The sequence below is a fragment of the Pseudomonas sp. RC10 genome (genome assembly GCF_038397775.1).
GTDB lineage: Bacteria > Pseudomonadota > Gammaproteobacteria > Pseudomonadales > Pseudomonadaceae > Aquipseudomonas > Aquipseudomonas bambusae.
Genome location: NZ_CP151650.1, coordinates 2910724 through 2936594, shown reverse-complemented (window position 1 = coordinate 2936594; position 25871 = coordinate 2910724). Strand labels below are relative to the sequence as shown.

Annotated in this window: 24 protein-coding genes; 16 read left to right on the top strand and 8 right to left on the bottom strand. The window is 60.5% G+C overall.

All coding sequences use genetic code 11. The features are described from left to right. Nucleotides 1-11 precede the first annotated feature (11 nt). Entirely contained in the window at nt 12-926 is a 915-nt protein-coding gene (locus AAEO81_RS13525) for a LysR family transcriptional regulator (RefSeq protein ID WP_341964093.1), read from the top strand. A gap of 9 nt (nt 927-935) precedes the next feature. On the opposite strand, the gene AAEO81_RS13520 is transcribed toward AAEO81_RS13525, so the two are convergent. Continuing rightward, entirely contained in the window at nt 936-1571 is a 636-nt protein-coding gene (locus tag AAEO81_RS13520) for a cupin domain-containing protein (RefSeq protein ID WP_341964092.1), read from the bottom strand. Nucleotides 1572-1961: 390 nt separating this feature from the next. On the opposite strand from AAEO81_RS13520, the gene AAEO81_RS13515 reads away from it, so the two are divergent. The 5 genes from AAEO81_RS13515 to AAEO81_RS13495 all read left to right on the top strand — a co-directional run bounded on the left by AAEO81_RS13515 (nt 1962) and on the right by AAEO81_RS13495 (nt 7712). After that, on the top strand, nt 1962-3023 hold the full coding sequence (locus AAEO81_RS13515; RefSeq protein WP_341964091.1) for an ABC transporter substrate-binding protein: 1062 nt from the start codon (nt 1962-1964) through the stop codon (nt 3021-3023). A 172-nt stretch (nt 3024-3195) separates the two neighbouring features. Beyond that, nucleotides 3196-4275, top strand: a complete 1080-nt coding sequence (locus AAEO81_RS13510) for an ABC transporter ATP-binding protein (protein WP_341964090.1) — start codon at nt 3196-3198, stop codon at nt 4273-4275. A gap of 10 nt (nt 4276-4285) precedes the next feature. Then, a complete protein-coding gene (locus AAEO81_RS13505; RefSeq protein WP_341964089.1) occupies nt 4286-5533 on the top strand; it encodes an ABC transporter permease in 1248 nt (415 codons plus the stop codon). A gap of 5 nt (nt 5534-5538) precedes the next feature. Beyond that, nucleotides 5539-6363, top strand: coding sequence for an ABC transporter permease (locus AAEO81_RS13500; protein ID WP_166595306.1), 825 nt, complete (start codon nt 5539-5541; stop codon nt 6361-6363). A 101-nt stretch (nt 6364-6464) separates the two neighbouring features. Beyond that, nucleotides 6465-7712, top strand: coding sequence for an aminotransferase class III-fold pyridoxal phosphate-dependent enzyme (locus tag AAEO81_RS13495; RefSeq protein WP_341964088.1), 1248 nt, complete (start codon nt 6465-6467; stop codon nt 7710-7712). 190 nt (nt 7713-7902) lie between these two features. Here AAEO81_RS13495 and AAEO81_RS13490 read toward each other — a convergent pair whose 3' ends face one another. Both AAEO81_RS13490 and AAEO81_RS13485 read right to left on the bottom strand, forming a co-directional pair. Continuing rightward, a complete protein-coding gene (locus AAEO81_RS13490) occupies nt 7903-8862 on the bottom strand; it encodes a 3-hydroxyacyl-CoA dehydrogenase family protein (RefSeq protein WP_341964087.1) in 960 nt (319 codons plus the stop codon). A gap of 36 nt (nt 8863-8898) precedes the next feature. Beyond that, on the bottom strand, nt 8899-10248 hold the full coding sequence (locus tag AAEO81_RS13485; protein ID WP_341964086.1) for an MFS transporter: 1350 nt from the start codon (nt 10246-10248) through the stop codon (nt 8899-8901). 213 nt (nt 10249-10461) lie between these two features. On the opposite strand from AAEO81_RS13485, the gene AAEO81_RS13480 reads away from it, so the two are divergent. After that, complete coding sequence (locus AAEO81_RS13480; RefSeq protein ID WP_341964085.1) at nt 10462-11091, top strand: histidine phosphatase family protein; 630 nt, start codon at nt 10462-10464, stop codon at nt 11089-11091. A 23-nt stretch (nt 11092-11114) separates the two neighbouring features. Here the strand turns inward: AAEO81_RS13480 and AAEO81_RS13475 are convergent, their stop codons facing one another. Continuing rightward, nucleotides 11115-11915, bottom strand: a complete 801-nt coding sequence (locus AAEO81_RS13475) for a DeoR/GlpR family DNA-binding transcription regulator (RefSeq protein ID WP_341964084.1) — start codon at nt 11913-11915, stop codon at nt 11115-11117. A 78-nt stretch (nt 11916-11993) separates the two neighbouring features. Next, nucleotides 11994-12884: a pseudouridine synthase gene (locus AAEO81_RS13470; protein ID WP_341964083.1), complete on the bottom strand. Its 891-nt coding sequence runs from the start codon at nt 12882-12884 to the stop codon at nt 11994-11996. 472 nt (nt 12885-13356) lie between these two features. On the opposite strand from AAEO81_RS13470, the gene AAEO81_RS13465 reads away from it, so the two are divergent. Beyond that, a complete protein-coding gene (locus AAEO81_RS13465; protein ID WP_341964082.1) occupies nt 13357-13623 on the top strand; it encodes a hypothetical protein in 267 nt (88 codons plus the stop codon). Between the two features lie 46 nt (nt 13624-13669). Here the strand turns inward: AAEO81_RS13465 and AAEO81_RS13460 are convergent, their stop codons facing one another. The 3 genes from AAEO81_RS13460 to AAEO81_RS13450 all read right to left on the bottom strand — a co-directional run bounded on the left by AAEO81_RS13460 (nt 13670) and on the right by AAEO81_RS13450 (nt 16371). Next, complete coding sequence (locus AAEO81_RS13460; protein ID WP_166595299.1) at nt 13670-13909, bottom strand: glutaredoxin family protein; 240 nt, start codon at nt 13907-13909, stop codon at nt 13670-13672. Nucleotides 13910-13952: 43 nt separating this feature from the next. Beyond that, nucleotides 13953-15038, bottom strand: coding sequence for an acyltransferase (locus AAEO81_RS13455; protein ID WP_341964081.1), 1086 nt, complete (start codon nt 15036-15038; stop codon nt 13953-13955). Between the two features lie 124 nt (nt 15039-15162). Next, the gene (locus AAEO81_RS13450; protein WP_166595297.1) at nt 15163-16371 is read right to left on the bottom strand and encodes an ammonium transporter; all 1209 of its coding nucleotides are present in this window, start codon (nt 16369-16371) and stop codon (nt 15163-15165) included. Nucleotides 16372-16728: 357 nt separating this feature from the next. Between AAEO81_RS13450 and AAEO81_RS13445 the strand changes: the two genes are divergently transcribed. The 8 genes from AAEO81_RS13445 (at nt 16729) to AAEO81_RS13410 (ending at nt 25805) form a co-directional block, all read left to right on the top strand. After that, entirely contained in the window at nt 16729-17043 is a 315-nt protein-coding gene (locus AAEO81_RS13445; protein ID WP_166595296.1) for a DUF883 family protein, read from the top strand. A gap of 5 nt (nt 17044-17048) precedes the next feature. Then, nucleotides 17049-17435, top strand: a complete 387-nt coding sequence (locus tag AAEO81_RS13440; RefSeq protein WP_166595295.1) for a phage holin family protein — start codon at nt 17049-17051, stop codon at nt 17433-17435. After that, a complete protein-coding gene (locus AAEO81_RS13435; protein ID WP_166595294.1) occupies nt 17432-17773 on the top strand; it encodes a hypothetical protein in 342 nt (113 codons plus the stop codon). The genes AAEO81_RS13440 and AAEO81_RS13435 overlap by 4 nt, the downstream gene beginning before the upstream one ends. Before the next feature lie 120 nt (nt 17774-17893). Continuing rightward, on the top strand, nt 17894-19057 hold the full coding sequence (locus AAEO81_RS13430; protein WP_341964080.1) for an EAL domain-containing protein: 1164 nt from the start codon (nt 17894-17896) through the stop codon (nt 19055-19057). A gap of 84 nt (nt 19058-19141) precedes the next feature. Then, entirely contained in the window at nt 19142-20476 is a 1335-nt protein-coding gene (locus AAEO81_RS13425) for a deoxyguanosinetriphosphate triphosphohydrolase (protein WP_166595292.1), read from the top strand. A 282-nt stretch (nt 20477-20758) separates the two neighbouring features. Beyond that, entirely contained in the window at nt 20759-21157 is a 399-nt protein-coding gene (locus AAEO81_RS13420) for a response regulator (protein ID WP_341964079.1), read from the top strand. 383 nt (nt 21158-21540) lie between these two features. After that, a complete protein-coding gene (locus tag AAEO81_RS13415; RefSeq protein ID WP_341964078.1) occupies nt 21541-22164 on the top strand; it encodes a response regulator transcription factor in 624 nt (207 codons plus the stop codon). A 62-nt stretch (nt 22165-22226) separates the two neighbouring features. Continuing rightward, a complete protein-coding gene (locus tag AAEO81_RS13410) occupies nt 22227-25805 on the top strand; it encodes a transporter substrate-binding domain-containing protein (protein WP_341964077.1) in 3579 nt (1192 codons plus the stop codon). Nucleotides 25806-25871: the final 66 nt, after the last annotated feature.

Sequence of the window (25871 nt, the reverse complement as noted above, 5' to 3'; positions counted from 1 at the left end):
CGAGCGTGCAGATGGATAACTACTCACAGATGCTGGCCTTCATGTGGGCGACCGAACATGGCAATTTCTCGGCGGCGGCGCGGGCCAACGGCCTGACCCCTTCGGCCATCAGCAAGCTGATCACCCGGCTTGAAGACCGTTTGCAGGTGCGGCTGTTTCAGCGCGGCACCCGCACGTTGACCCTGACCGAGGAAGGCTCGGCCTATCTGGTCAGTGCGCGGGCGGTGATCTATGCGATGGCTGAAGCGGACTCGCTGGCGGAAGCATTTCCCGGCCGGGTCAGCGGCGCGCTGCGGATTCACACGATGACCACGTTCGCCAAACACCAGATCCTGCCGTGGCTGCCGGAATTCCTGGCGCGTTACCCCGGCCTGACGGTGGATGTGCAAGTGGGGCCGCAGTACGTGGACCTGTTCGATCAGGGGCTGGACGTGGCAATTCACAGCGGCGGACTGCCAGACTCTTCGCGAATCGCGCGGAAGATCGGTGAAAGCGCGTGGGTTACCTGCGCGTCACCGGATTACCTGGCGCGCAAAGGGACGCCTGCTCAGCCGCAGGACTTACTGAACCACGACTGCTTCAACTTCGGCTTTCACAGCGCCTGGAACACCTGGCAATTTCGTGCCGGGACAGGCGACGCCGAGGCGGGCATCGTCACCCTGCCGATTGCCCCCAAGGCCGTTTTTGCCCAAGGTGACTTGCTGCGGGAGATGGCCTTGAACGGCGCGGGGATCGTCAAGCTGGCGCAGTTTCACATCGGCGAGGACATCCGGCAGGGTCGATTGGTCCCGCTGCTAAGCGACTTTAACCTGCCGGGTAAAGAGCCGATTTACCTGATTTATTCGAACAGGAAGCACCTGAGCCCGAGAATCCGCGTGTTCCGCGATTTCCTGGAAGACAAGCTGAAGGAACATCCATGGGAATGAGCACGCCGATCAAAACGTCGGCGGCGAAACCGCGCTGACCACCACGCACACTTCGTCGAACGGATTGCGCATGCGGTGCGGCAAGCGGCTGTCGAAGTAATAGGCGTCGCCTGGCGCAAGGATGCGGACCTCATCGCCGACAGTCATTTCCAGACGACCTTCGATGATGATGCCGCCCTCCTCGGCTTCGTGGGAGTACAACTCTTCGCCTTCCTGGCCGGTGTCGGCGCCGGGTTCGTAGCGTTCGTGAAGAATCATCATCGAGCTGTTGGTCAGGTTGGCCCCGACTTGCCGGTAGGACAGCATTTTGCCGTCCGCCAGTTCGACCAGTTCATGGGCCTTGTAGAACACCGCACGGTCGACGACCGCCGAGTCGGAGAAAAACACGCTCAGGGTGACGTTCAGCGGCTTGAGCAGGCGCTTGAGAATACTGACTGACGGGCTGGATTTGTCGCGTTCGATGATCGACAGCGTGGCATGGGGAACGCCCGCCAGTTCGGCAAGACCACGGATCGACAACCCCCGGCTCTGACGCAGCGCCTTGAGCCGTTCGCCGACCGACGCCGTGTCTTCGCTCGGGACCTCGTCTTCGACGGGCTCTTCCGGCGCGTGGGGGTTGCGGCTGATCGCCGGCGAATCTGTCACGGTTGTGTCCTCGAATGAACTCGGCATGTCACGGGCCGACGCCGCGTGAATGCGCGTATGAGACGGCGTGCATCCGTCGATGCCTGAAGGGTCGCGGTGCACCAAGTTGGGTATTTCGCACCAACCGGCGTCAGCTGACAAGCGCAAAAGTAACAACCGCTGACGACCGATCACCGGACGCGGGCGTGGCCGTGGGCTCGATGCCCCGAACGGCGTGAGCTTGACGGCTGGCCTGAGCGCAAAAGCCGGGCGTGAAAAAACAACCGCTTACCGGTCATCCGGGCGATTTTAGTTTTCGGGGGCACGGAAAAATAAAACTTGCTTCGCAGATTTGCAGGTGGTAAATATTTTTACCACCACCACACAACACCATCTGCGTCGAGGTTCCACATGCACAAGAAGCACAAGCCGTGCCACGCTTTAGCCGCTCTCGCGTTGACCGTTGCCGGACTTGCCGCTGCACAGTCGGCAAGCGCCCGTGACCTGACCATCGTTTCCTGGGGAGGAAACTTTCAGGACGCGCAACGTGAGATTTTCTTCAAGCCATTCGGCGAACAGACCGGCAAAAAAGTCCTCGACCAGAGCTGGGACGGTGGCGTCGGCGTACTCGACGCCAAGGTGAAAGTCGGCAACCCGAACTGGGACGTGGTCGAAGTGGAAGCCGAAGACCTTGCGCTGGGCTGCGACACCGGCCTCTACGAAAAAATCGACTGGGCCAAGGTCGGCAACAAGGCTGATTTCATTCCGGAAGCGGTGAACGATTGCGGCGTGGGCGCCATCGTCTGGAACACCGGTGTGGCGTGGGACGGCGACAAGCTGAAAACCGCCCCGACCTCTTGGGCCGATTTCTTCGACACCCAGAAATTCCCCGGCAAACGCGGCCTGCGCAAAGGCCCGAAATACTCGCTGGAGTTCGCCCTGATCGCCGACGGCGTGAAGCCCGCTGACGTTTACAAAGTCCTGCGCACCCCGGAAGGCGTGGACCGTGCGTTCAACAAGCTCAACAGCATCAAATCCAGCATCGTCTGGTGGGAAGCGGGCGCGCAGCCGCTGCAAATGCTCTCGGCCGGTGACGTGGTGATGAGCTCGGCTTACAACGGCCGCATCACCGGTTTCAACCGCAACGAAGGCAAGCACTTCAAATTCCTGTGGAACGGCAGCGTCTCAGCCATCGACTCCTGGACCGTGCTCAAAGGCAGTGAAAACAAAACCGCTGCGATGGACTTCATCAGCTTCGCCAGCAAGCCGGAAAACCTCTCCAAACTGCCGAAATTCATTGCCTACGGCTTGCCGAACAAGAAGGCCAACGAGCTTGTTCCTGCGGACCTGAAGGCCGACCTGCCGACCACCCCGGACAACCTCGCCGCCGCGCTGCCGCTGGACGTCGAGTTCTGGGTCGACAACACCGAATCGCTGACCGAGCGCTTCAACGCCTGGATCGCCCAGAAGTAATTCCGGCGCATTTTCCGCCACCCGTTCCAGCGTGGCGGCTCACCCTGCAAACCTCCGCCATGTCGCGCGCCCGTGCGCGACGTGACGGCCACTGATTGCTTCTTCATTTTGCGTGAACAGGCAGATGAGTAGCGAAGACGGCACCTGCCTACACCCTGATGAGGGCTGCGACATGAAACACCTGGTCAGCTTCAAGAACATCCAGAAAACCTACGACGGCTTTCGTCCGGTCGTGAAAGACCTGAACCTGGACATCGCCGAAGGAGAATTCGTCACCCTGCTCGGCCCTTCCGGCTCGGGCAAGACCACCAGTCTGATGATGCTCGCCGGTTTTGAAACACCGACTCAGGGCGAGATCTTTCTGAAAGACAAACCGCTGCACAACCTGCCGCCGCACAAACGTGACATCGGCATGGTGTTCCAGAATTACGCACTGTTCCCGCACATGACCATCGAGGAGAACCTCGCGTTTCCGCTGTCAGTGCGCAAGATGAACCGCATCGAGCGCGCCGAGAAAGTGCGCCGCGCCCTCGACATGGTGCGCCTCAACGACTTCGCCAAACGCTACCCGGCGCAGATGTCCGGTGGCCAGCAACAGCGTGTTGCCCTGGCCCGCGCGCTGGTGTTCGAGCCCAAGCTGGTGTTGATGGACGAGCCCTTGGGCGCCCTCGACAAACAGCTGCGCGAGCACATGCAGCTGGAGATCAAGCACCTGCACAAACAGTTGGGGCTGACGGTCGTTTACGTGACCCACGACCAGAGCGAAGCGCTGACAATGTCGGACCGCGTGGCCGTGTTCAATGACGGCGTGATCCAGCAGATCGACACCCCGGCGGCGATCTACGAAACCCCGACCAAAAGCTTCGTGGCCCAGTTCATCGGTGAGAACAACACCCTGCACGGCACGGTGCTGTCCCAGGACGCCACCCACTCCACCGTTCGCTTGAAGGACGGCAGTCTGGTTCAGGCGATCACCGTGACCGGCGCGCAGCCGGGAGAAGCTGTCGCGCTGTGCATCCGTCCTGAACGCGTGCTTGTCAGCGCAGCAGGCAGTACGCCCCTGACCGCACGGATTCGCGAATACATCTACCTCGGCGATCACGTGCGCATGATCACTGAAATCGCAGGGCAACCTGACTTCATGATCAAACTGCCCGCCACCCAAATGGACAGCAGCTGGACCGTCGGCAGTTCCATCTCCCTGTCCTGGGCGCCCGAGCACATTCGTGCGCTCGACGTCATTCAGCACTGAGGCGTCGATCATGAGTCAGACCGCCGTTCTGTTGCACCGCGACGAAGACCCCGTCGACCTGAGGACCAAACTCAGAAGGTCCCAACGCACGTACAAATTGAAGTCGCTGGCGCTGATCGCGCCGCTGTTCCTGTTCGTGCTGGTGTGCTTTGCCTTCCCCATCGGCACCCTGCTCAGCCGCAGCGTCGACAACCCCGAAGTCAACACTGCCATGCCCGCCACCACCGCTGCCTTGAGCGGCTGGGAAGGCACCGAGTTGCCCGGCGAAAGCACCTACGCCGCGTTGATCAAAGACCTTGCCAGCGCCAAGGAAAACGGTCAGATCCTCGCCTTGAGCAAGCGCCTGAGTTACGAGATTCCCGACTACCGCACCGTCATCACCAAAACCCTGCGCAAGTTGCCGGACGACGGCGCGGCCTCGAAACGCGAGGCGCTGATCGAGGTCGACAAAGCCTGGGGCGATGTCGCGTACTGGAAAGCGCTGAAACAGGCGTCGTCGAAACTGACGCCCTATTACCTGCTGGCGTCCGTCGATCATCGGCTGGATTCGGCGACGGGCAATCTGGTGAAGGCGGAGCCAAATCAGTCGATCTACGTGGACATTTTTGCCCGCACCTTTTACATCGGCGCCATCGTCACCGTGCTGTGCCTGATCCTGGGTTTCCCGGTGGCCTACTGGCTGGCCATTTTGCCGGAGGGCAAAAGCAACCTGCTGATGATCTGCGTGCTGCTGCCGTTCTGGACCTCGCTGATCGTGCGCACCGCCGCGTGGATCGTCCTGCTGCAATCGGACGGTTTGATCAATCGCACACTGATGTTTTTCGGCATCGCCGATGCGCCGATCCAACTGGTGTTCAACCGCACCGGAGTGATCATCGCAATGACCCACGTGCTGCTGCCGTTCATGATTCTGCCGCTGTACAGCGTGATGAAAAGCATCCCGACGAACTACGTGCGGGCCGCCATTTCCCTGGGCGCGCATCCGTTCGTGGCGTTCTGGCGGGTGTACGTGCCGCAGACCTTCGCGGGCCTGGCGGCGGGCGCTCTGCTCACGTTCATCCTCGCCATCGGTTACTACGTGACCCCGGCGCTGGTGGGCGGTGCAGCGGATCAGATGGTCAGCTACTTCGTCGCGTTCTACACCAACAAGACCGTGAATTGGGGCATGGCTTCTGCCCTTGGCAGCCTGTTGCTGATCGCCACCCTGCTGCTCTACGTGGTGTACGGCAAACTCACCAACCCGACTCAGGCGAGGTAATTGACATGTTGCAACCCTACGCATCCCCCGCCGAAAAACTCGCCCGCTTCGGACTGGTTTCGGTGTCGATCCTGATCCTGCTGTTTCTGATCGTGCCGATCCTGGTGATCATCCCGCTGTCGTTTAACTCGTCGTCGTTCCTGACGTACCCCATGGACGGGTTTTCCATGCGTTGGTACCAGGAATTGATGTCTTCGGAAGAATGGCGGCAGGCGTTCAAAAACAGCTTCATCATCGCGCCCGGTGCGACGCTGCTGGCGATGGTGTTCGGCACCATGGCCTCGGTCGGGCTGTGCCGCGGTGACTTTCGCGGCAAGAGCGTGGTCATGGCGTTCCTGATTTCGCCAATGATCGTGCCGCTGATCATTGTCGCGGTGGGGCTGTATTTCTTCTTCGCCAAGCTGCAGTTGCTCAACAGCTACCTCGGCCTGGTGCTGGCCCACGCCATGCTCGGCGTGCCGTTCGTGGTGATCACGGTCAACGCGACGCTGCAAGGTTTCAACACCAACCTGAGCCGTGCGGCCGCGAGCCTGGGTGCCCCGCCGCTGACGGTGTTCTTTCGCGTCGTACTGCCGCTGATCGCGCCCGGCGTCATCTCCGGGGGGCTGTTCGCCTTCGCCACCTCGTTCGATGAAGTGGTGGTGACGCTGTTCCTCGCCAGCCCTTCGCAACGCACCTTGCCGCTGCAAATGTTCGCCGGGATTCGCGAGAACATCAGCCCGAATATCGCCGCCGTCGCCACCATCATGGTCGTGCTGTCGGTCTTGATGCTGCTGACGCTGGAGGTGCTGCGGCGGCGTAACGAAAAATTGAAGGTCAAACAACAATAAACAGGCGGCAGTCCCTTGTTCGGGACGTATTGAAAACCATGTGAGGCCGCCCCGACCCCGTGCCAGGGCGGCAAACGACTGTCCGGATTCAGAGGTTGAGAATGGCTAACTTAGTGGGCGATGTATCCAGCGCCGCGCGTATCCTGCCGGAACTGAACGGTGAAAAGCTGTTCATCCAGAAAGGCAAAGGCGCCTGGCTCTGGGATGACAAAGGGCGTCGGTACATCGATACCGCGCTGGGTTTCGGCGCGGTGCTGTTGGGTCACGCCAACGACACCGTCAACGAGGCCGTGACGCGCGCATTGAGCGACAGTGCCGCGCCGTCCTGGGCCCACGTGCGCGAACACGCGGCAGCGACGGCGCTGGCGAAGCACACCGGCGAACTGACCAAAGTGATGTTCACCAACTCCGGCAGCGAAGCCGTACACCTCGCCTGCCGAGCCGCCCGTGCGTACACCGGGCGCGGCAGAATCGCCAAGATGGCAGCGGGGTTCGACGGCTGGTTCGATGACGTGAGCTTTGGCAACGTGACCTCCAACGAAGCGCGTTTCGAAGACGGCGCTCGCCCCGCGACCGAACGCACCACGCTGCTGCGCTTCAACGACTTCGCTGACGTCGAGCGGCTGTTTGCGGAAGACGGCGATATTGCGGCGGTGATCCTTGAACCGATGCTCGCCAACGCGGGCTGCATCATGCCGGTGCCCGGTTACCTCAAGCACGTCCAGGACATCGCGCACGCACACGGCGCGCTGGTGATCTGCGATGAAGTGTTGATGGGCTTTCGTCTGTTTGCCGGGCTGGCGGGTTTGCGCGAAGGCCTGGACCCGGACCTGGCCAGCGTCGGCAAGGCGATCGGTAACGGCGTGCCGGTCTCGGCGGTCGTCGGCAAGCCGCATATCTTGCAGGGCTTCGAAGAAGGCCGCGTCGCCCGGGGCGGCACGTTCAGCGGTAACCCGCTGGCCTGCGCGGCGGTCAGCAGCACCTTGGCGTTGCTGGATCAAAGCGATTACGAGCAGTTGGTGCAGCGCGGCGAGCAGCTGCGTGTGGCGATCGAAGAGATTTTCGAGGCCCAGGGCATCCAGGCCGTGACCAGTGGGTATGGCAACGTATTCGGCATCTGGCACGCCGACGTTGCGCCCATTACGTATGAAGAAGCTTCAAAGGTCGCCAACCCCGCCTTCACCAAAGCCCTCCACCTCGCCCTGCGCGAAGCCGGTGTGCTGATGATGCCGTCACCCTATGGACGGATCTACATCTCGTTCGACCACGGGGATGAAGTGATTGATGCGATGAAAGTGGCGTTCGAGCAGGCGGCTGTAAAACTGCGCGCCGAGTTCGGCAGCCCGTGATTCAAGCCTGTGGTGGGTCAGCCGGCTGTGCAACGCCTGACCCACCGCTTCGCGGCCGTCGCACAGCTCGGGCTGCTCCCACAAGGTTCAGGCCGGTCGCGAAATCCTCACGCACCGCAAACCCCGTGGGAGACGCCGGGGGGACGACGGCTACGATGGCGACCTATCTGACCGCCGCCACTGACTGACCTCAGCTCACCAAACCTGGCGCAGGCCCCAACTCCGCACGCAACTTGCTCAACGCTGCGTAGGCCTTGTCGCGATACGCCAGCAGTTCGGCGCGTTTATCCGGGTCGATATCGAGAAAACCGTGCCCGGACTTGAGGCCGTAATTGCCGCCGTCCACCAAGTCCTGCAGGGCTTTCGGCGCCGCCAGACGGTCGCCATACGTGCCCGACAGCGTTTTGTAGGAAGACGCATAAACGTCCAGCCCGGCCATGTCACCAATCGCGAACGGCCCGAACAGCGCCAGACGGAAACCGAAGGCATTGCTCACCACCAGATCGACCTGCTCCGGCGTCGCCAACCCTTCTTCCACCACCATCACCGCTTCTTTATAGAGCGCGAACTGCAAACGGTTGGCAACGAAGCCCGGGGTGTCCGCGACCCGCGCAGGCACCTTGCCGACCGCGCGAATCAGCGCTTCCAGCGTGTCGACGTGAGCGGGCAATGTGTGTTCGCTGGCAATCAGCTCGACGCTCGGAATGAACGGCGCCGGGTTCATCCAGTGAACGCCCAGAAAACGCTCCGGGTGAGTGACGAACTTCGCCAGTTCGCCAATCGGAATCGCCGACGTGTTGGTGCCGATGAGGGTGTCCGCTGCGGCCGCCGCCGACACGCGCCCCAGCACATCGCGCTTGACGTCCATCGATTCGAACACCGCCTCGGTCACATAATCCACGCCCTCGACCGCTTCCTCAATGGAACCCGCCGCCGTCAGGTTCGCGCTCAGCCGCGCATGGGCATCTTCCGGAAACAGCCCGGCCTCGGCGAACGCCTTGCCCTGTTTGAGCAGGCGCTCCAGATTGTCCTTCGCCACGCTGGCGGACAGATCGCCCAAGACCACCTGCGCGCCGCCCAAGGCCAACACTTGAGCGATACCGCCGCCCATGTAGCCCGAACCGACTACGGCCACTTTCTTGATCGTCATGCTGCAACTCCTATTCTTGAATGACAGACCCGGCGATCAGAGATGCTGATCGCTGCGGTCCTTGAGACTCGACAAAGCCAGTGCGGCAATCACGCCGCCCGCCGCCAGATAAGCCGCCACCGCATAGCCCGAACCGAAACTGACCAGCAGGAACGACGCGATCAGCGGCGCCGGGCCACCGGCCACCAGCGAGGACATCTGGTAGCCGACCCCCGCACCCGTGTAGCGAACGTGCACCGGAAACTGCTCGGAGATCAGCGACGCCTGAGCGCCGTACTGAATGGCATGAGGCACCAGCGACAGGGTAATGGCGATGAAAATCCAGGTTTCGTTGCCCGAATTCAGCACCCAGAAGTACGGGAACGCCATGAGGATCAGCACCGCACACCCGACGTAATACATGTTGCGGCGACCTACCCGGTCCGCGAGGTTGGAGAAAATCGGCAAAAGGATCAGGTCGAGGATCGCTGCGGACAACGTCCCAAGCAGCACAAAAGTGCGCGACACGTGAGCTGTTTGCGTCGCGTAATCGAGGATGAACGCCGTGAAGATGTAGAACGGCATCTGCTCGGACATGCGCAGGAACGCCACTTTGACGATCTCGCGCCAGTGGTGTTTGACCACGAACTTGAGGGGGCTCTTCTCGATTTGCTGGTTCTGCTTCTTCGCCGCGAAGGACGGCGTCTCTTCAATGGAGAGACGCACGAGCAAGCCGACCACCACCAGGATCCCCGACAGCAGGAACGGAATACGCCAGCCCCAATCAAGGAAATGCTCGCCGGTAAAATAGCTCGACCCCATCACCGCCGAGGTCGACAGGATCAGGCCGATGGACGTGCCCAGTTGCGGCCAGGCGCCCGCCGCACCGCGCTTCTTCTGATCGCCCCATTCCAGCGACATCAACGCCGCACCGCCCCACTCACCGCCCACGCCGAAGCCCTGGACCAGACGCAGGATGATCAGGATCACCGGCGCCCACAGCCCGATACTCTCGTACGTGGGCAAAAATCCGATGAGAAAGGTCGCCAACCCGGTCATCACCAGCGTGACGATCAACGTGGTCTTGCGCCCGACGCGATCGCCGTAGTGGCCGAAAACTGCCGCGCCGATGGGGCGAATCGCGAAGGCGATGGCAAAGGAGGCGAACGACAGCATCAAGGAGACGAGTCGGTCATGGGTGGGAAAAAATAACAGAGGGAACACCAGCGCGGCCGTCGCACCGTAGATGTAATACTCGTACCACTCGATGGTGGTGCCGATCAGACTGCCCACCGAAGCCCGGCGGCGCTGTTTGAGCTGGTGAGCGGTGGGTTGCGCCGATTGCGCAACCGGCTCGGTGTTGGGCGCAGAGGTGCTGCCTCCCAGGGTACCGTCGAGTGTAGACATGAAGCTGCCTCCGTTATTCTTATTGGGGTAGGCAAAGCGCGCGGAATGGCCTGTTCAGGCCCTCTGGCTAGCGCTCTGTCATGAGCGACGCGTTGTGGCGTGTGGCTGTTGCATGTGAGCAGCTCACAGTATTTGTTATTTTTTCACAATGTCAAGCAATCTGCGTTAAGATTTAACAGCGCAAGCTATCACTTTTCACACTCAGGATTCTCGATGGACACTGATGAACAGACCCACCGCACGCTCTACCTGATCCGCCACGGCGAAACCGACTGGAACGCCAAACGCCTGTTGCAGGGGCGTCGCGACATCCCTTTGAACGCTGTGGGTAAAGGCCAGGCGGCGGTATCCGGTACCTGTCTCAAGTGGCTGCTGCCAGACGCGTCGAACACCGATTTCATCGCCAGCCCGTTGGGCCGTACCCGCGAGACCATGGAAATCATCCGTCAGCGAATGGGGCTGGACGCCGGGGGTTACCAGACCGATGAACGGCTGGTGGAGATCAACTTTGGCGAGTGGGAAGGACTGGACTGGCAGCAGATCGCCGAGCGTCAGCCGGAGCGTTACGCCGCACGGCAGGCTGATCCGCTGAATTTCATGCCCACCGAGGGCGAGAATTACCCCCACGTGTTCGAGCGCGTCGGCAGCCTGCTGGGTTCATTGCAGCGGGACACGGTTCTGGTCGCCCACGCCGGGGTGTTGCGCAGTTGCCTGGCGTTGCTCACCGACGTGCGGGATGACGAGGTGCCGCTGCTGGAAATCCCGCAGGACCAGGTGCTGATGGTGCGCGATGGCCAATTTGCCTGGATGCGGGTCAGCACGGCGCTGGATGGAAGCCGCTGACCGTACGGCGGCGTCAACGGCGATCAGGCGAGGATCAGTTCGATGCCCGAACGGCGAATGCCAGCGGCGGAATCGGTCGTCAGCCCGTCGTCGGAAATGATCGGATCGAAGCGGTCAAGACCGGCGACGCGGTACATGCCGAAGGTGCCGTATTTGGAGCTGGTGGCCATCAACACCACCTGCGACGACCCGGCCATGGCGGCCTTCTTGACCTCGACTTTGGCCTCTGACGGGGTGGTGATGCCCCGTTGCAGATCCCAGGAACTGCTGGAAATGAAAGCGATGTCGGTGGCGAGATTGCGCAGGGTGTCGGCAGCGAGGGTGCCGATGCCGGTGATGTTGTCGTGGTCCAGCACGCCGCCGGTGTGAATCACTTTGACGTGCCGCGCTTCCGACAGAGCGATGACGATGCTGAAATCGTTGGTGACCACGGTGATGCCTTCCAGCGCGATGATGTGCGGCACGAGACACAGCGTCGTCGTGCCCGCATCGAGGTAAACCACCATCCCCGGCTTGAGGTACTGCGCGGCGATCACGGCCATGCGCTGCTTCTGCTCGGATTCGAGAATCACCCGCTTGTGGTGGCTCGGCTCGTTGGCCATCTGACTCGCCAGGCGCACGCCGCCGGGCACTGAAAACACCAGGCCCTCCTGCTCCAGCAGCGCGATGTCCCGGCGCACGGTCATGTGCGAACAATTGAAGATTTCCGTGAGCTGCACGACGCTTAACGTCTGCTCGCGCCGAAGCCTGCGAATGATCATCTCGCGACGTTGCGCCGGTTGCATCGGCGGCGCATCAGGTGATGGCAGAAGGTCTTCGCTCATGGTGGCTCTTGGGGTCGGGTTGAGGGCGTAGATTAACGCACAACGTCAGGCGGGCGCTGCTGATTGCACCCGTTTCATTTACCACTCCAACCTGATGCGGCTCTCGAACACTCGCTCCTCCCCCGTCACCGGATCGACGAACCGCAACCCCTGCGCCAGCAATTTCAGCGGCCGGTCGTAATCATCCACGGCGTCCTTGATCACCTCGGGATAGAAAGGGTCATTGCAAATTCCTGCGCCCAGCGCCGCCATGTGCACCCGCAATTGGTGCTTCTTGCCGGTTACCGGGTACAAGCCATAACGCCACAGGTCGCCCTTGCGCTCACAGACTTCGATGCGGGTTTCGGTGTTGCTCTGCCCTTCCCCTTCCTGCATGCGAAAAAACGGCTCGCCATCCACCAGACGGCTCTTGTGCACCCGAGGAAACTCCAGCTCAGGCAAGGCGCGGGCGATGGCTTCGTAGCGTTTGTCGATTTTCCGGGTGGGAAACAGCGCTTGATACGCCGAGCGGCTGTCTTTATTCGCGGAGAACAGCACCAGACCTGCGGTGTGGCGGTCGATCCGGTGCAGCGGCACCAGATTGGGATTGTCGAGCGTGCGAATCAAACGCCGCAGCAACGTCTGTTCGACGTACTCCCCGGCAGGCGTGACCGGCAGGAAATGCGGCTTGTCTGCGACCACCAGATGCTCGTCGGCATACAGAATCGTCTCTTGCACGGGAATCGGCACTTCATTGGGCACTTCTCGAAAGTAATGAATGCGCAGGCCTTCGCGGTACGGCAGGTCCAGTGCGATGGGCTGTCCTTCACCGTCCAGGACTCGACCACGGGCAATCCGGTCCAGCCATTGCTCCCGGCTGATGGCGCTGAAGCGTTCGCACAGGCAATCGACCACCGTCAGCCACGGCCCCGGTGGAAGATAAAGGGTGCTGGCCTGGCGTTCGGCGGCGATGAAAGCGGGTTCGGACATGAGGGGCTCAGAATCTGTGATCGGACGGACTGACACGACAAGCCCGGCATTATCGCCCAGCCCCGCCGCGTTGCGCGAGCAGAGCTGCAACAGGGATGACGGTATAGTGGACACTGCCGTGACGATTTGTCGCAGCCCGTTTCAGTACCAGTTGTCAGACATCCATATGACAGCGCTAGAAGCGACAACTGATTTGTCCTAAAATGTTTCCAAATCGGCAAGCAGGCGCGACACCGATCGACATCAACCGGGCCTCTACAGACCCGCCCGATGACCGAATCCGTAAACGCCTGCCGGACCTGAACTCATAAAAAGAAAGCCCGTCCTCGACGGGCTTTTTTCGTTTTCAGCGTTTGTTCAGCGCATCGAGCGCGACCGCCGGACTCGCAACGTCGGCACTGAAGACCCAGGACACCCCGGTGTTCTCACTGCCCACGACAGATTTTGTATTTCAAACTTTGAGGTGACACCCATGCTGGTTCAACTGTTTCAATGGATCAAACGTCTTTCCACCGGCACACCGGCCGAAAGCGAAGAGCGCTACTCGCAATCCTTCCAGGACGAAGAAAGCGATGTCGGTCGCTGGACTTTCATGTCGGTGTTCATCGTCTTCACCCTGAGCCTGTACATCGTCGCGGGCCTTGGCTACTACGCCAAAGTGCACGTATGGGACGGCATGAGCGAAGCGCAGAAAGAAGCCGTTGCGAAAGCGATGGTCGTGGACACGCAATATCTCTGATTGACCGACCTGGATTGAGCGCCCCGGACTGAGAGACCGCCCGGCCTCAGTCACGCAAAAACATCACCACCTGCCCGGTGTCGAACGGCCAGTCCAGTTCGGCACCGGTGTCAGTGCGCCGCAACACCGGAATGCGCAAACCGTACGCGTCATTCAGCGCGTCACTCTCCGCAATATCGACCAATTCGACCAACAAGCCGTGCTCTACCAGGGGCATCAGCTCGGCCTCGGCAACCTCGCACAAATAACACCCTAACGTCCCGAAAAGTTGGCACTCTGGCGGCATGTCGTGACCCTCTGCATGGGGATTTCAACGGCTGAACGCCAGTTTAGGCCCGCCCTGAAATGCCGTCGAGCCGGAACCGACGTCGAGAGAAGTCGTTGGAACGGTCCAGCACCGGCTTCTCGAACCAGCGATAGCCAACCCACCCATAGCAGAGCACCGCGGCCATCATCAGCACGGTGAACAAGACGTTGTCCCACAGGCTGTCAGGCCGACTTCCCACGATCTGCCAGGCGCGCCCGATCACCCCCAGCACCAACAAATGCGACAAGTAAACGGTGTAGGACATGTCTCCGACAGCCACCAGAAATGGCGGCATGCGCAAGTGACGACGGCGCTCCAGCAAGGCGAACCCGAGGATCAGCGTGCCAAACACCCCGCCCACCGCGAACATGCGCAGCAGGCCGTCATCGTCAAACAGGCGGTAATAACCGATGAGCCCGATGCCCGGGAGTAACGCGGCGATCAGCGCGATGACGACGGCACGCGTTGGAATGCGTGCGCTGTGCGGGCCGTAAAACAGCAATGCCAAGGCCACGCCAACCATGAATTCCAGCGAGTACGGATGAAGGATGATCCTCAGCGCCGCGTTGTAGTCCCGCCAGTCCTGGACGCAATTGAACACGATCAGGACGAGCGCCCAGACGGCCAAAAACGCAGGCAGCCAGCGCTCACGAAACAGCATCAATCCGGTGAAGACCAGGTAGAACCACAGCTCGAACAGCAGCGACCAGGCGACCATCACCAGCAACACTTTGTCGTTGGGCAGCAGCAGGAAGGACATCAGCAGGTTGGACGAACCGTGGGTGCTGTTCACCATGTTCGGCTGCACCAGCACCACCGCCAGGGTGAGGAAGAAATAGAGCCAGTACGTGGGATAAATGCGCGACACGCGATTGAACAGAAAGCGCTTGGATTCGGCGGCTTTCTGAAATCGGCCCCGGCTGACGATCACCATCACGAAACCGCTGATGATGAAGAACAGGTCCACGCCCAGTTGAAAGAAATCCAGCAACGGCGGCAGCAGAATGTCGCCGCCCGAATATTTGTGCTCTACGGCGGTCATGTGGAACAGCACCACCCCCAACACCGCCACGCCCCTCAACCCCTGAAGGGAATAGATACGTTCCATCGACTGCTCCTACTGCGGACGCGGTCCTCAAGGATCGCGACAAATCCGGCATGTCGGGGGCAGGCGCTTTTGGCCATGCCTGCCCCATTGGGGAACAAGCATAGCCAACGGTGGGTATCACGCTTCAGTCGTGACTGACAGCCCCGATCTTGTGGATCGACAGGTCGGCGCCGTAGTACTCCTGTTCCTGACTGAGCCGCAACCCCAGGCACAGTTTGATCACGCCATAGACCAGGAAGCCCCCCACCAGGGCAATCGCCACACCCAGCGCGCTGCCGATCAACTGGCTGATCAGGCTGACGCCACCGATACCGCCCCAGCTCGTCTGACCGAAAATGCCACAGGCAATCCCGCCCCATACACCGCACAGACCGTGCAACGGCCACACGCCCAGCACGTCGTCAATCTTCCACTTCACTTGCGCGGCGGTGAAACACCAGACGAACAAGGCGCCAGCAATAATGCCGGTGACCAACGCGCCTACCGGGTGCATCAGGTCGGAACCCGCGCACACGGCGACCAACCCGGCCAGCGGGCCGTTGTGCAGAAAGCCAGGGTCGTTGCGGCCGACGATCAACGCCGCAACGGTGCCGCCGACCATCGCCATCAGCGAATTGACTGCCACCAGACCGCTCACGCCGTCCAGCGTCTGGGCGCTCATGACGTTGAAGCCGAACCAGCCGACGATGAGAATCCACGAGCCCAGCGCCAGGAACGGGATGCTCGACGGCGGATAAGCCACCAGCCTGCCCTCGCGATACCTGCCGTGGCGCGCGCCGAGCAGGGTCACGGCCGCCAGCGCCAGCCAGCCTCCCATCGCGTGCACCACCACTGAGCCGGCGAAATCATGAAAGCTCGCCCCAAAAGACTTCAACAGCCAAGCCTGCAGGCCAAAGTTGCCGTTCCACACCATGCCTTCGAAGAACGGGTAAACAAACGCAACGATCAACACTGTCGCGCACAATTGCGGGGCGAATCGGGCACGTTCGGCAATGCCGCCGGAAATGATCGCCGGGATGGCCGCCGCGAAAGTCAGCAGAAAAAAGAATTTCACCAGGCCGTAGCCATGGTCGGTCGCGAGCACACTCGCCGGTTGCAGGAAGCTGACGCCGTAGGAAATCCAGTACCCCACGAAGAAATACGCCAGGGTCGAGACCGCAAAGTCGCTGAGAATCTTGGACAGCGCGTTGACCTGGTTTTTTTGCCGGACGGTCCCGACTTCCAGAAAGGCAAAACCGGCATGCATGGCCAGAACCATGACCGCGCCGATCAGAATGAACAGGGTATTGGAGCTGTGGACCAGGGTGTCCACCGCGCTTTGCACATTTTCCATCGAGAGGCAGGCCTGCAAGTGATGAAAAGCACCAAAGCGGCACAACGTTTCTATCGCACTCGGCAAACAGCACCAATCTGGCGCACGAGCACCGCTGCACGAACCGGTTTGGCGCACGCTTATCGACAGAAAAATTGAACGCTTAAGGGTTTTTCTCGGTTTTATGGTTTTGGATCAACGTGTCGGCGCATTCGCCGACTGCCACGCTCCGCAATGGAGCGCGCCGCCTCCCTGGCGCACCAACGCAAAGCAAAACCTGTACCAGCCAAACAGATCGCAATGCAGGGCAATTGGAATGAACCTTCGCGAATAGGCCATACTCGAAAGCCAATATTGCCACCCCTACGGAGAACACCCATGGCTCGCCCGACCGCAGAGAAAGCCCAGGATATTTTGATGGCAGATTTCCAGACATTGGTGGCCGACACCGAAAAGCTGCTGGCGCACACCGCGTCGTTGGCCGGTGAGCAGGCTGACGTCTTGCGTGATCAGATCAACGACAGCCTGGTACGTGCCCGCGAAACCTTGGCTCTGGCGGAAGAAGCGCTGCGCAACCGCAGCCAGGAAGCCGTTGTCGCCACCGAAGAATACGTGCAAGCCAATCCATGGCAATCCGTGGGCATTGCCGCTGGCGTCGGCTTCTTGCTGGGTCTGCTGGCTACAAGGCGCTGACTGATATGACCCTAGGAACAGGTCCATCCGAGACCGATAACACGTCTTCGCCTCGTCGACTGGGCGCGGCCTTTCTCGGCTTGCTCCACAGCCATGTCGAGCTGTTCGGCATTGAATTGCAGGAGCAGAAAGCGCGCACCGTGAGCCTTCTGCTGTTTGCGGGTCTGGCGCTGGTGTTCGCGCTGTTGTTGCTCATCGGGCTCTCGGCGTTGCTGCTGATTCTGGTGTGGGACAGCTATCGACTCAGCGGCATCATTGGGCTGTGCGTCTTCTATACGCTGGCTGCGCTGTTCTGTGCGATGCGTCTGCGCTCCGCGATCTTCGATGAATCCTCGCCCTTCCATTCGACGCTGGAAGAACTGGCCAACGACCGCGAGCGACTGATGCCATGAGCCACCCCGATTCGCCCCAGACTCATAACCGCCGGGAACTGCGCAAAGCCCTGATCCGCCTGCGCATGGAGATGCATCGTCAAGAAATCCGCCACGAGTCCGCGCAGTTGCTACGCCCCCTGCACCGCATGCGCGGCATGGCCCATGACTTGCCCGGTTCCCTAGGCATTAAACACGCGCCGCTGTGGGGTGTCGGCATCGTTTCGCTGCTGGGCTTCCTGACCGGCAAGGGCGCCCGCAGCAAACGCACTGGCAGCGTCACGCGGTTGATCAAACTCAGCGCCAGTCTGATGCCAATCATTCGTCTCATCCTTCAAACCTCGGGGCGTCGTCCCTGAGCTGGCCATTTGGCTGCATTCTTGCAACAAATCTTGTCCGCGCTTTTGCCCCGTGTTTATTCACGGGGCTAAGGTGCGCCTACGCCTGACCATAAAGCCAATAATCATTGAGGACACCCTGTGATCGATGGGCAACCGCTAGCGTGTTTTCAGCCGTTCATCGATACCGCCACCGGCCGTATTGCAGGAATCGAAGCACTGGGACGTCTGCGTCAATCTGACGGGCGCCTGCAGTCCGTAGGCCCGTTGTTCGCCGACCCGAGAAGGCCTGCGGCCGAGCTCCGCCGACTGGACCGATTGATACGCGACAACGCGCTGGGGCGGTTGCATGAAGTCCCGAATGACTGGTTTCTGAGCATCAATATTTCCCCACGCTGGATCAGCCGCCTGCGCCCCGGCCAGCCGCTGCCGAGCCTCAAACAATTGCAGCAACACGGTATCCCCGCGCAACGTATCGTCTTCGAGATCACCGAGTTGGGCGGCGACAGCCAGCGCTTGAGCGAGGTGGTCGCGCGCTACCGGGAAGCGGGCGCGCGCATCGCCATTGATGACTTTGGCGCGGGCTATTCGCAGTTGGACCGGGTGCTGGCCTTGCAACCTGACATCCTCAAACTCGACATGCGTCTGTTTCAGGCGGCGGCCCGTGGTGGCCCCAGCAGCGACGTGGTCAAGGCCCTGGCGCAGATGGCGGAGAAGACCGGTTGCTGGATCATCGCCGAAGGCGTGGAAACCGAAGCCGAACTGCATTTCGCGCTGGAATGCGGCTCCCGCTACGTTCAAGGCTTCCTGTTCGCACAGGCCGAAGAAAACTTCTTCGCCGCCGACGCCTTCGTCGAGCGCTTCGCCGAATTGCGCGACCGCTACGTCATGCAAAAAGTGGTGGACCGCGAACGCTGGATGAATCTGCGCAAACAGCTTAGCCAGCTCATGCAGCGCTTGCAGGCCTGGGCCGAGGGCGACGAGCCGCTGGGCCATCTGCCGGACGTGGACGATTACCCTTGGCTGCTGCGGTTTTACCAATGCGACCGACACGGCACGCAACTCACCCCCAACCTCGAATGGCGCCGAGGCGCATGGGTCGCAGACACCCGCTACATGGGGCACAACTGGTCGTGGCGGCCATACTTCTATCACCTGCTCGCCGAGGGCTGGCACGAGCGTCGTCTGACCCTCTCCAACACCTACCGCGACGCGACGAGCAATCAGTATTGCCTGACCGCCGGGCAGTTCTTCAATAACGGCCAGCGCTTGCTGCTGATTGACGTCGACGCCGCCGGCTTTTGATTCATCGGCTCCATGATGTTCTGCTTGCAGCCCGACAGACGAACCGGGAAGCTAGCCCGGTAATCACTCGATGGAGTACCGGCCTTGGATTGGCAGACCCTGCTCACCCGCGAGCGCCTCGGCAAGACCCTGCACAGCCCTGAAGAACTGGGGCGAAGCCCGTTCCACAAGGACCATGACCGCATCATTTTTTCCGGGGCGTTCCGGCGGCTGGGACGCAAGACCCAAGTCCACCCGGTGACCAGCAACGACCATATCCACACGCGCCTGACCCATTCGCTGGAAGTCAGCTGCGTGGGCCGCTCGCTGGGCATGCGCGTCGGTGAAACCCTGCGCGGCGCCCTGCCCGACTGGTGCGAGCCAAGCGACCTGGGCATGGTCGTGCAATCGGCCTGTCTGGCCCACGACATCGGCAACCCGCCGTTCGGCCACTCCGGCGAAGACGCCATCCGCAACTGGTTCAAACAGGCAGCGGGCCGCGGCTGGCTTGACGCGATGACCGACGTCGAGCGCAATGACTTCCTCAATTTCGAGGGCAACGCTCAGGGCTTTCGCGTGTTGACGCAACTGGAATACCACCAGTTCGAAGGCGGCACCCGGCTGACGTACGCCACCCTCGGCACGTACCTCAAATACCCGTGGACCGCCCGCCACGCCGACTCGCTGGGCTACAAAAAACACAAATTCGGTTGTTACCAGAGCGAACTGCCGATCCTCGAACAGATCGCCCATAAGCTCGGACTGCCGCAACTGGAAGAACAACGCTGGGCGCGGCACCCGTTGGTCTACCTGATGGAAGCGGCCGACGACATCTGCTACGCGCTCATCGACCTCGAAGACGGCCTTGAGATGGAGCTGCTGAGCTACCCGGAAGTCGAGTCCCTGCTGCTGGGGCTGGTGGGTGATGACCTGCCGGAGACGTACCGCCAACTGGGGCCCAATGACTCGCGCCGACGCAAACTGGCGATCCTGCGTGGCAAGGCGATCGAACACCTGACCAACGCCGCAGCCCGTGCCTTCGTCGAACAGCAGGACGCCCTGCTCGCAGGCACCTTGCAAGGCGATCTGGTCGAGCACATGCACGGCCCGGCCAAACGCTGCGTCCTCAGCGCCAAGGACATGGCCCGCAAGAAGATCTTTCAGGACAAACGCAAAACCCTCCACGAAATCGGCGCCTACACCACGCTGGAAATCCTGCTGAACGCTTTTTGCGGCGCTGCGCTGGAACAGTTCGGTGGCCACACGCCGTCATTCAAGAGCCGCCGCATCCTTGACCTGCTGGGCAACAATGCGCCTGATCCCGACTGGTCGCTACACACCTCATTCCTCAGGGTCATCGACTTCATCGCCGGCATGACTGACAGCTACGCCAGCGAGATGGCGAGGGAAATGACCGGGCGCTCGAACCCGATCCACTGATCCCACGACCGGACGCTGCCTTCACAGCCCGAAATCCTATTGGAGTTCGGGCTTTTCTTTGCGTGCTCAAGAGAAAAGAAAACAGAATCTTCGGAAACGTCCTACACGCGATCAGGAAATACCCTATCGCAGCCCTCAGACCGCTACCGAATAATCCGGCAGCCCTCAAACGCTGGGGGCGCCGCTTATTCGCCCGCCAAGGCGCTTCAATCCTGTGTGTTCCCATCTACTGCGCCAAGGCTGCGCATCGATGCGAACCCCTCGCTCTGCCAGGTACCCACGATGTCCAGACACACCCTTCGCATTTTGCTGGTAGAGGATCATCCGTTTCAGCTCATCGCGCTGCAGATCCTGCTCAACAACCACGGCTTCTACCGCGTGACCCCCGCCCTGACCGCCAGTGAAGCGCTGGCGGCAATGGAGCGCAGCGACATCCCTTACGACCTCCTGCTCTGCGATCAACGCCTGCCGGACATGAGCGGCATCGAATTGATCGAACAGGCAAGCCGACAGTGCCTGGTAAGAGAGGCCGTCTTGCTGAGTGGTCTGGAACCGTCGCAGTTGCGGGATATCGAAACCCAGGCCATCAGAAACGGCATCCCATTACTCGGTTGCCTGATCAAACCGTTGAACACGCTGGAACTGTTCCGACTTATTTCTTCCGTTCCCGGTGACTGCTGACGCTATCGCGGCATCTCATTGGCACTTGCATCGCTGGCAAGTTAATAACATCACGCTGCCCAGTCGTTAATGAATACCCCATTTTGAGGGTAGGCGTTGCTGCATCACCTTTTTGAGTGGTTTAAATATGTAGTCAGCGCCTGACTTCAATGTAGGATCATTCCGATTCGCAATAAACGCCATGCGCCTGATAACTTTTTTTCGACGACTATATCCCTCGTTTTTTAAACTTTTTTGAGCCGCTTGAGTAATGACGTACGGCAATACGCCATTTTTTGTAGGACATTTCCTATATACAGCCATGAGCCCTTTCAGCTCATGCGCGCCCTCTAGTTTCTGAGATAAGGTGCGCGCTTTCTTCGTTGCTCGTTATGGATTGAATTATGAAAACAGTTTTTATCATCGATGATCATCCTGTGATTCGTCTCGCCATCCGGATGCTGCTTGAGAATGAGAATTACGAGATCGTGGGCGAGACCGACAACGGGGTGGATGCCATGCAGATGGTCCGCGAATGCATGCCGGACCTGATCATCCTGGACATCAGCATTCCCAAACTCGACGGCCTTGAGGTCCTGACGCGCTTCAATGCCATGAATCTGCCAGCAAAGATTCTGGTACTGACCGGACAAGCACCCAGTTTGTTCGCCATCCGTTGCATGCAAAACGGCGCCGCGGGCTATGTATGCAAGCAAGAAGACCTCAGCGAACTTGTCAGTTCGGTGAAAGCGGTACTCTCTGGCTACAATTATTTCCCGAGTCAGGCGCTGGGAAGGTTGCAGACAGACGGAATTCCCGAAGAACTGGAGCGCTTCAAAATAGTCAATGACCGAGAACTGATGGTCCTTCAGCTATTTGCCCAGGGGCGGACAAACAAGGAAATCGCCAAAGGCATGTTTCTCAGCAACAAGACGGTGAGCACTTATAAAACCCGTCTGATGCAAAAATTGAAAGTCAAGACGCTCGTAGAACTTATCGAGATGGCAAAACGCAATTCGCTAGTGTGAGAGATAGGATGTCTAAGGGGCTAAAGGACTATTGGATAGCATGCGTGTTGGCGTGCCTGAGCATGGGTATTCATGCCGGATCGGCTGCGGCCGAACGCTATACCCTGCTCAGCCGTGCCAACCCGGCGCACATGGATGTGACGCTGGACCGGACGCAGTGGCAGTGGGTGCGCAACAAGCGCGAGCTGGTTCTGGGCACTTCCGCTCCGGACTACCCCCCTTTCGACATGACCCTCACCGGCCGTGATTACGAAGGCTTCACCGCCGACTACACGGGTATTCTGGGGCGGGCACTGGACCTGCCCATCAGGGTCCTGCGCTATGACTCAAGGAACGCGGCCATCGACGCACTGCTGAGCGGGGAAATCGACCTGCTGGGCAGCGCCAACGGTTACGAGGCCGCTGCGTCCGAACTCAAGCTTTCGTCTCCGTACGCCGTTGACCAGCCGGTACTGGTGACGCGTACGGGCGAGAACCGGAGTCTGACCGATGGTCTCAATGGCCTGCGCCTGAGCATGGTCTATCACTACCTGCCTCCGGACGAAATCAGCGCGCTTTACCCCAAGGCGAGCTTGCAGACATTCCCGTCATTCCAGAGCGCGATCAATGCGGTCGCGTTCAATCAGGCCGACGTCTTTCTGGGCGACGCCATTTCAACCCACTACGTCATCAACAAGGGTTACCTCAACAACGTTCAGATGGCCAACTTTGGCAAGCACGAGCCCAACGGGTTCAGCTTTGCCGTCAAAGGCGACAACACAGCGCTGCTGGAGATCGTCAACCTGGTCCTCAAAGGCATTCCCATCGAGGAACGCATCGCCATTTCCAAACGCTGGGGTGCAGGGGCCGACCTGCTGCTCACTGACCAGAAACTGCAACTGACCCAACGCGAGGAACGCTGGATCGCCCAGCATCCAACGGTTCGGGTGGTGATCAACGACGCTTACGCACCGCTGACTTTTTTCGACGTCAACGGTAACTTTCGCGGCCTGACGGCGGACCTGCTGGACCTTGTCAAGCTGCGCACCGGGCTGCGCTTCGAGGTCAGTCACGCGCCGAGCATGCGCGACATGATGAACCGGCTGACCCAAGGGCAGGCCGACCTTATCGGCGCCATGGTGCCCAGCGACGAACGCGAAAACCGCTTCAACTTCAGTCGCCCCTACATGGACAACGCCTTTGTGCTGGTGACCCGCAAGGAAACGTCCAGTCCATCCAATCTCGATCAACTGGAAGACAAACGTATTGCCCTCACCCTCGGCAGCCCGGTGATGGAATACCTCCAGCAAGCGTACCCGCGCATTTACCCCGTGGAAGTCGACAATCCCGCCCAGGCGCTCGACATGCTGGCCCATGGTCGCGTGGAAGGGGCTATCACCTCGTTGTTCAGCGCCAATTATTTCATCTCATCACGCGGGCTGAGCGATGCCTTGCAGATGCGGGTAACGGTGGGCCGTGACCCGGCGCGCATCGCCATGGCAACGTCGCGCAACGCCCCGGAACTGAGCGGCATCATCGACAAGGCGCTGTCGAGCATTGCGCCGGAAGACCTGGCGGTGATCAACAACCGCTGGCGCACTTATGTCCCTTCAGGGGGTGGCGCCTGGCAGGACTATCAACTGCTGATTTATCAGATCGTCATCGGCGCGGGCCTGTTGCTGCTCGGCTTGCTGGCCTGGAACGCCTGGATGCGGCGTCAGATCAAGCAGCGCGTACGTGCCGAACGTGCGCTGGGTGACCAGTTCGAATTCATGAGCGCGCTGGTCAACGGCACGCCCCACCCCATCTACGTGCGCGACAGTGCCGGGTTGCTGCAACTGTGCAACGACAGCTACCTGACCGCCTTTTCGGCTAACCGCGAAGACGTGATCGGCAAGAGCATCCTCGACGGGGTGCTGAGCGATGCCCAGGAAGCCCGGCAGTACGTTGCTGACTATCAACAGGTCATGCAGAACGACACGCCGCTGATCCTCGACCGTTCGCTGCACATCGGTGATCGCTCATTAACCATCTACCACTGGATTCTTCCGTTCCGGGATTCCCTCGGCAAGGTACAAGGCATTATCGGCGGCTGGATCGACATCAGCGAACGCCGCCAATTGATCGAGGAACTGCAAACAGCCAAACAACAGGCTGACGACGCGAACCGCGCCAAGAGTACTTTTCTGGCGACCATGAGCCATGAAATCCGGACACCAATGAACGCTGTCATTGGCATGCTCGAACTGGCCCTCAAACGTGCGGATCAGGGTCAGCTCGACCGTCCTGCCATTGAAGTGGCGTACAGCTCCGCCAAGGACCTGCTGGAGCTGATTGGCGACATTCTCGACATCGCGCGCATCGAATCGGGCCGCCTGACCCTCAGTCCTGAGCGGGCGAATCTTCGGCAGTTGGTAGAGTCGGTGGTCCGGGTTTTCGACGGCCTTGCCCGGCAAAAAAGCCTGTCGCTGCAACTGGACCTGGACAGCCGCATCAACATCGATGTGCTCATCGATCCCCTGCGCTTCAAGCAGATTCTTTCCAACCTCATCAGCAACGCGATCAAGTTCACCCAGCAGGGCCAGGTCCGCATCAGCCTGCAAGCCGAGGACTCCGCCACCGAGCAACAGGTTCGCCTGCACGTGGTCATCCAGGACAGCGGCATCGGCATTACACGGGAGGATCAGGCCCGGCTGTTCGCGCCCTTCGCTCAGGCGGACAACAGCGGGCAACTGGCCCGAACCGGCGCCGGGCTGGGACTGGTCATCTGTCGCAGTCTGTGCGAAATGATGGGCGGCACCCTGACCCTCGACAGTGAGCCCGGCCAGGGCACCCGCGTGCACATGATGTTCGACCTGACGCCTCTCGACCCGCTGGCCAACCTTCCCGTGGTCAAGGAGAACGGCGAGCATGACAGCGCGACGCTGGACATTCTGGTGGTCGACGATCATCCCGCCAACCGCCTGTTGCTCTGCCAGCAACTGGAGTTCCTGGGGCATCGTTGCGAGGTGGCCGAACAGGGGGCCCAAGGGTTGGAGCATTGGCTGGCCCGACACTTCGATCTGGTGATCGTCGATTGCAACATGCCCGTCATGAATGGGTACGACCTGACACGGGCAATCCGCACCCACGAACGTGAGGGTGGTCAGCAACCGTGCACCATTCTCGGCTTCACCGCCAATGCACAACCCGAGGAGATCCTGCGCTGCCGCGAGGCCGGCATGGACGATTGCCTGTTCAAGCCGATCAGCCTCACCGCGCTCAATGATCGGCTGTCACGAATCGGGGTCGGGCAGCGCTACCGGGGGCTCAAGACCGAAAATCCACCATTCGACATGGGCAGTATCCTGGCGCTGACCGGCGACCGTCCGACGATGATCGAACACCTGATCAAACAGTTGATCAGCAGCTGTCGTGACGATGCCCAAGAGCTGAACGACGTGAGCACACGGGGCAATCGCCAGGAGATGCGCGACATTGCACACAAGATCAAAGGCGCCGCGCGGATCATCAGCGCCAGTGAGGTCATTGCTCTTTGCGACCAGCTTGAACACGCCTGTGACGACGAAAGCCCGCCGATCACGCTGAAGGATCACGCACAGGCATTGAGAGGCGCACTGATGAGGCTCGAACGCGCATTGCTTCAGCACCGCCAATCCTAGCGGTGAGCGCTGAGAACCGAATACAAAAAAGGGAAGCCCCCCGACAGCGGCTTCCCTTTACGCACC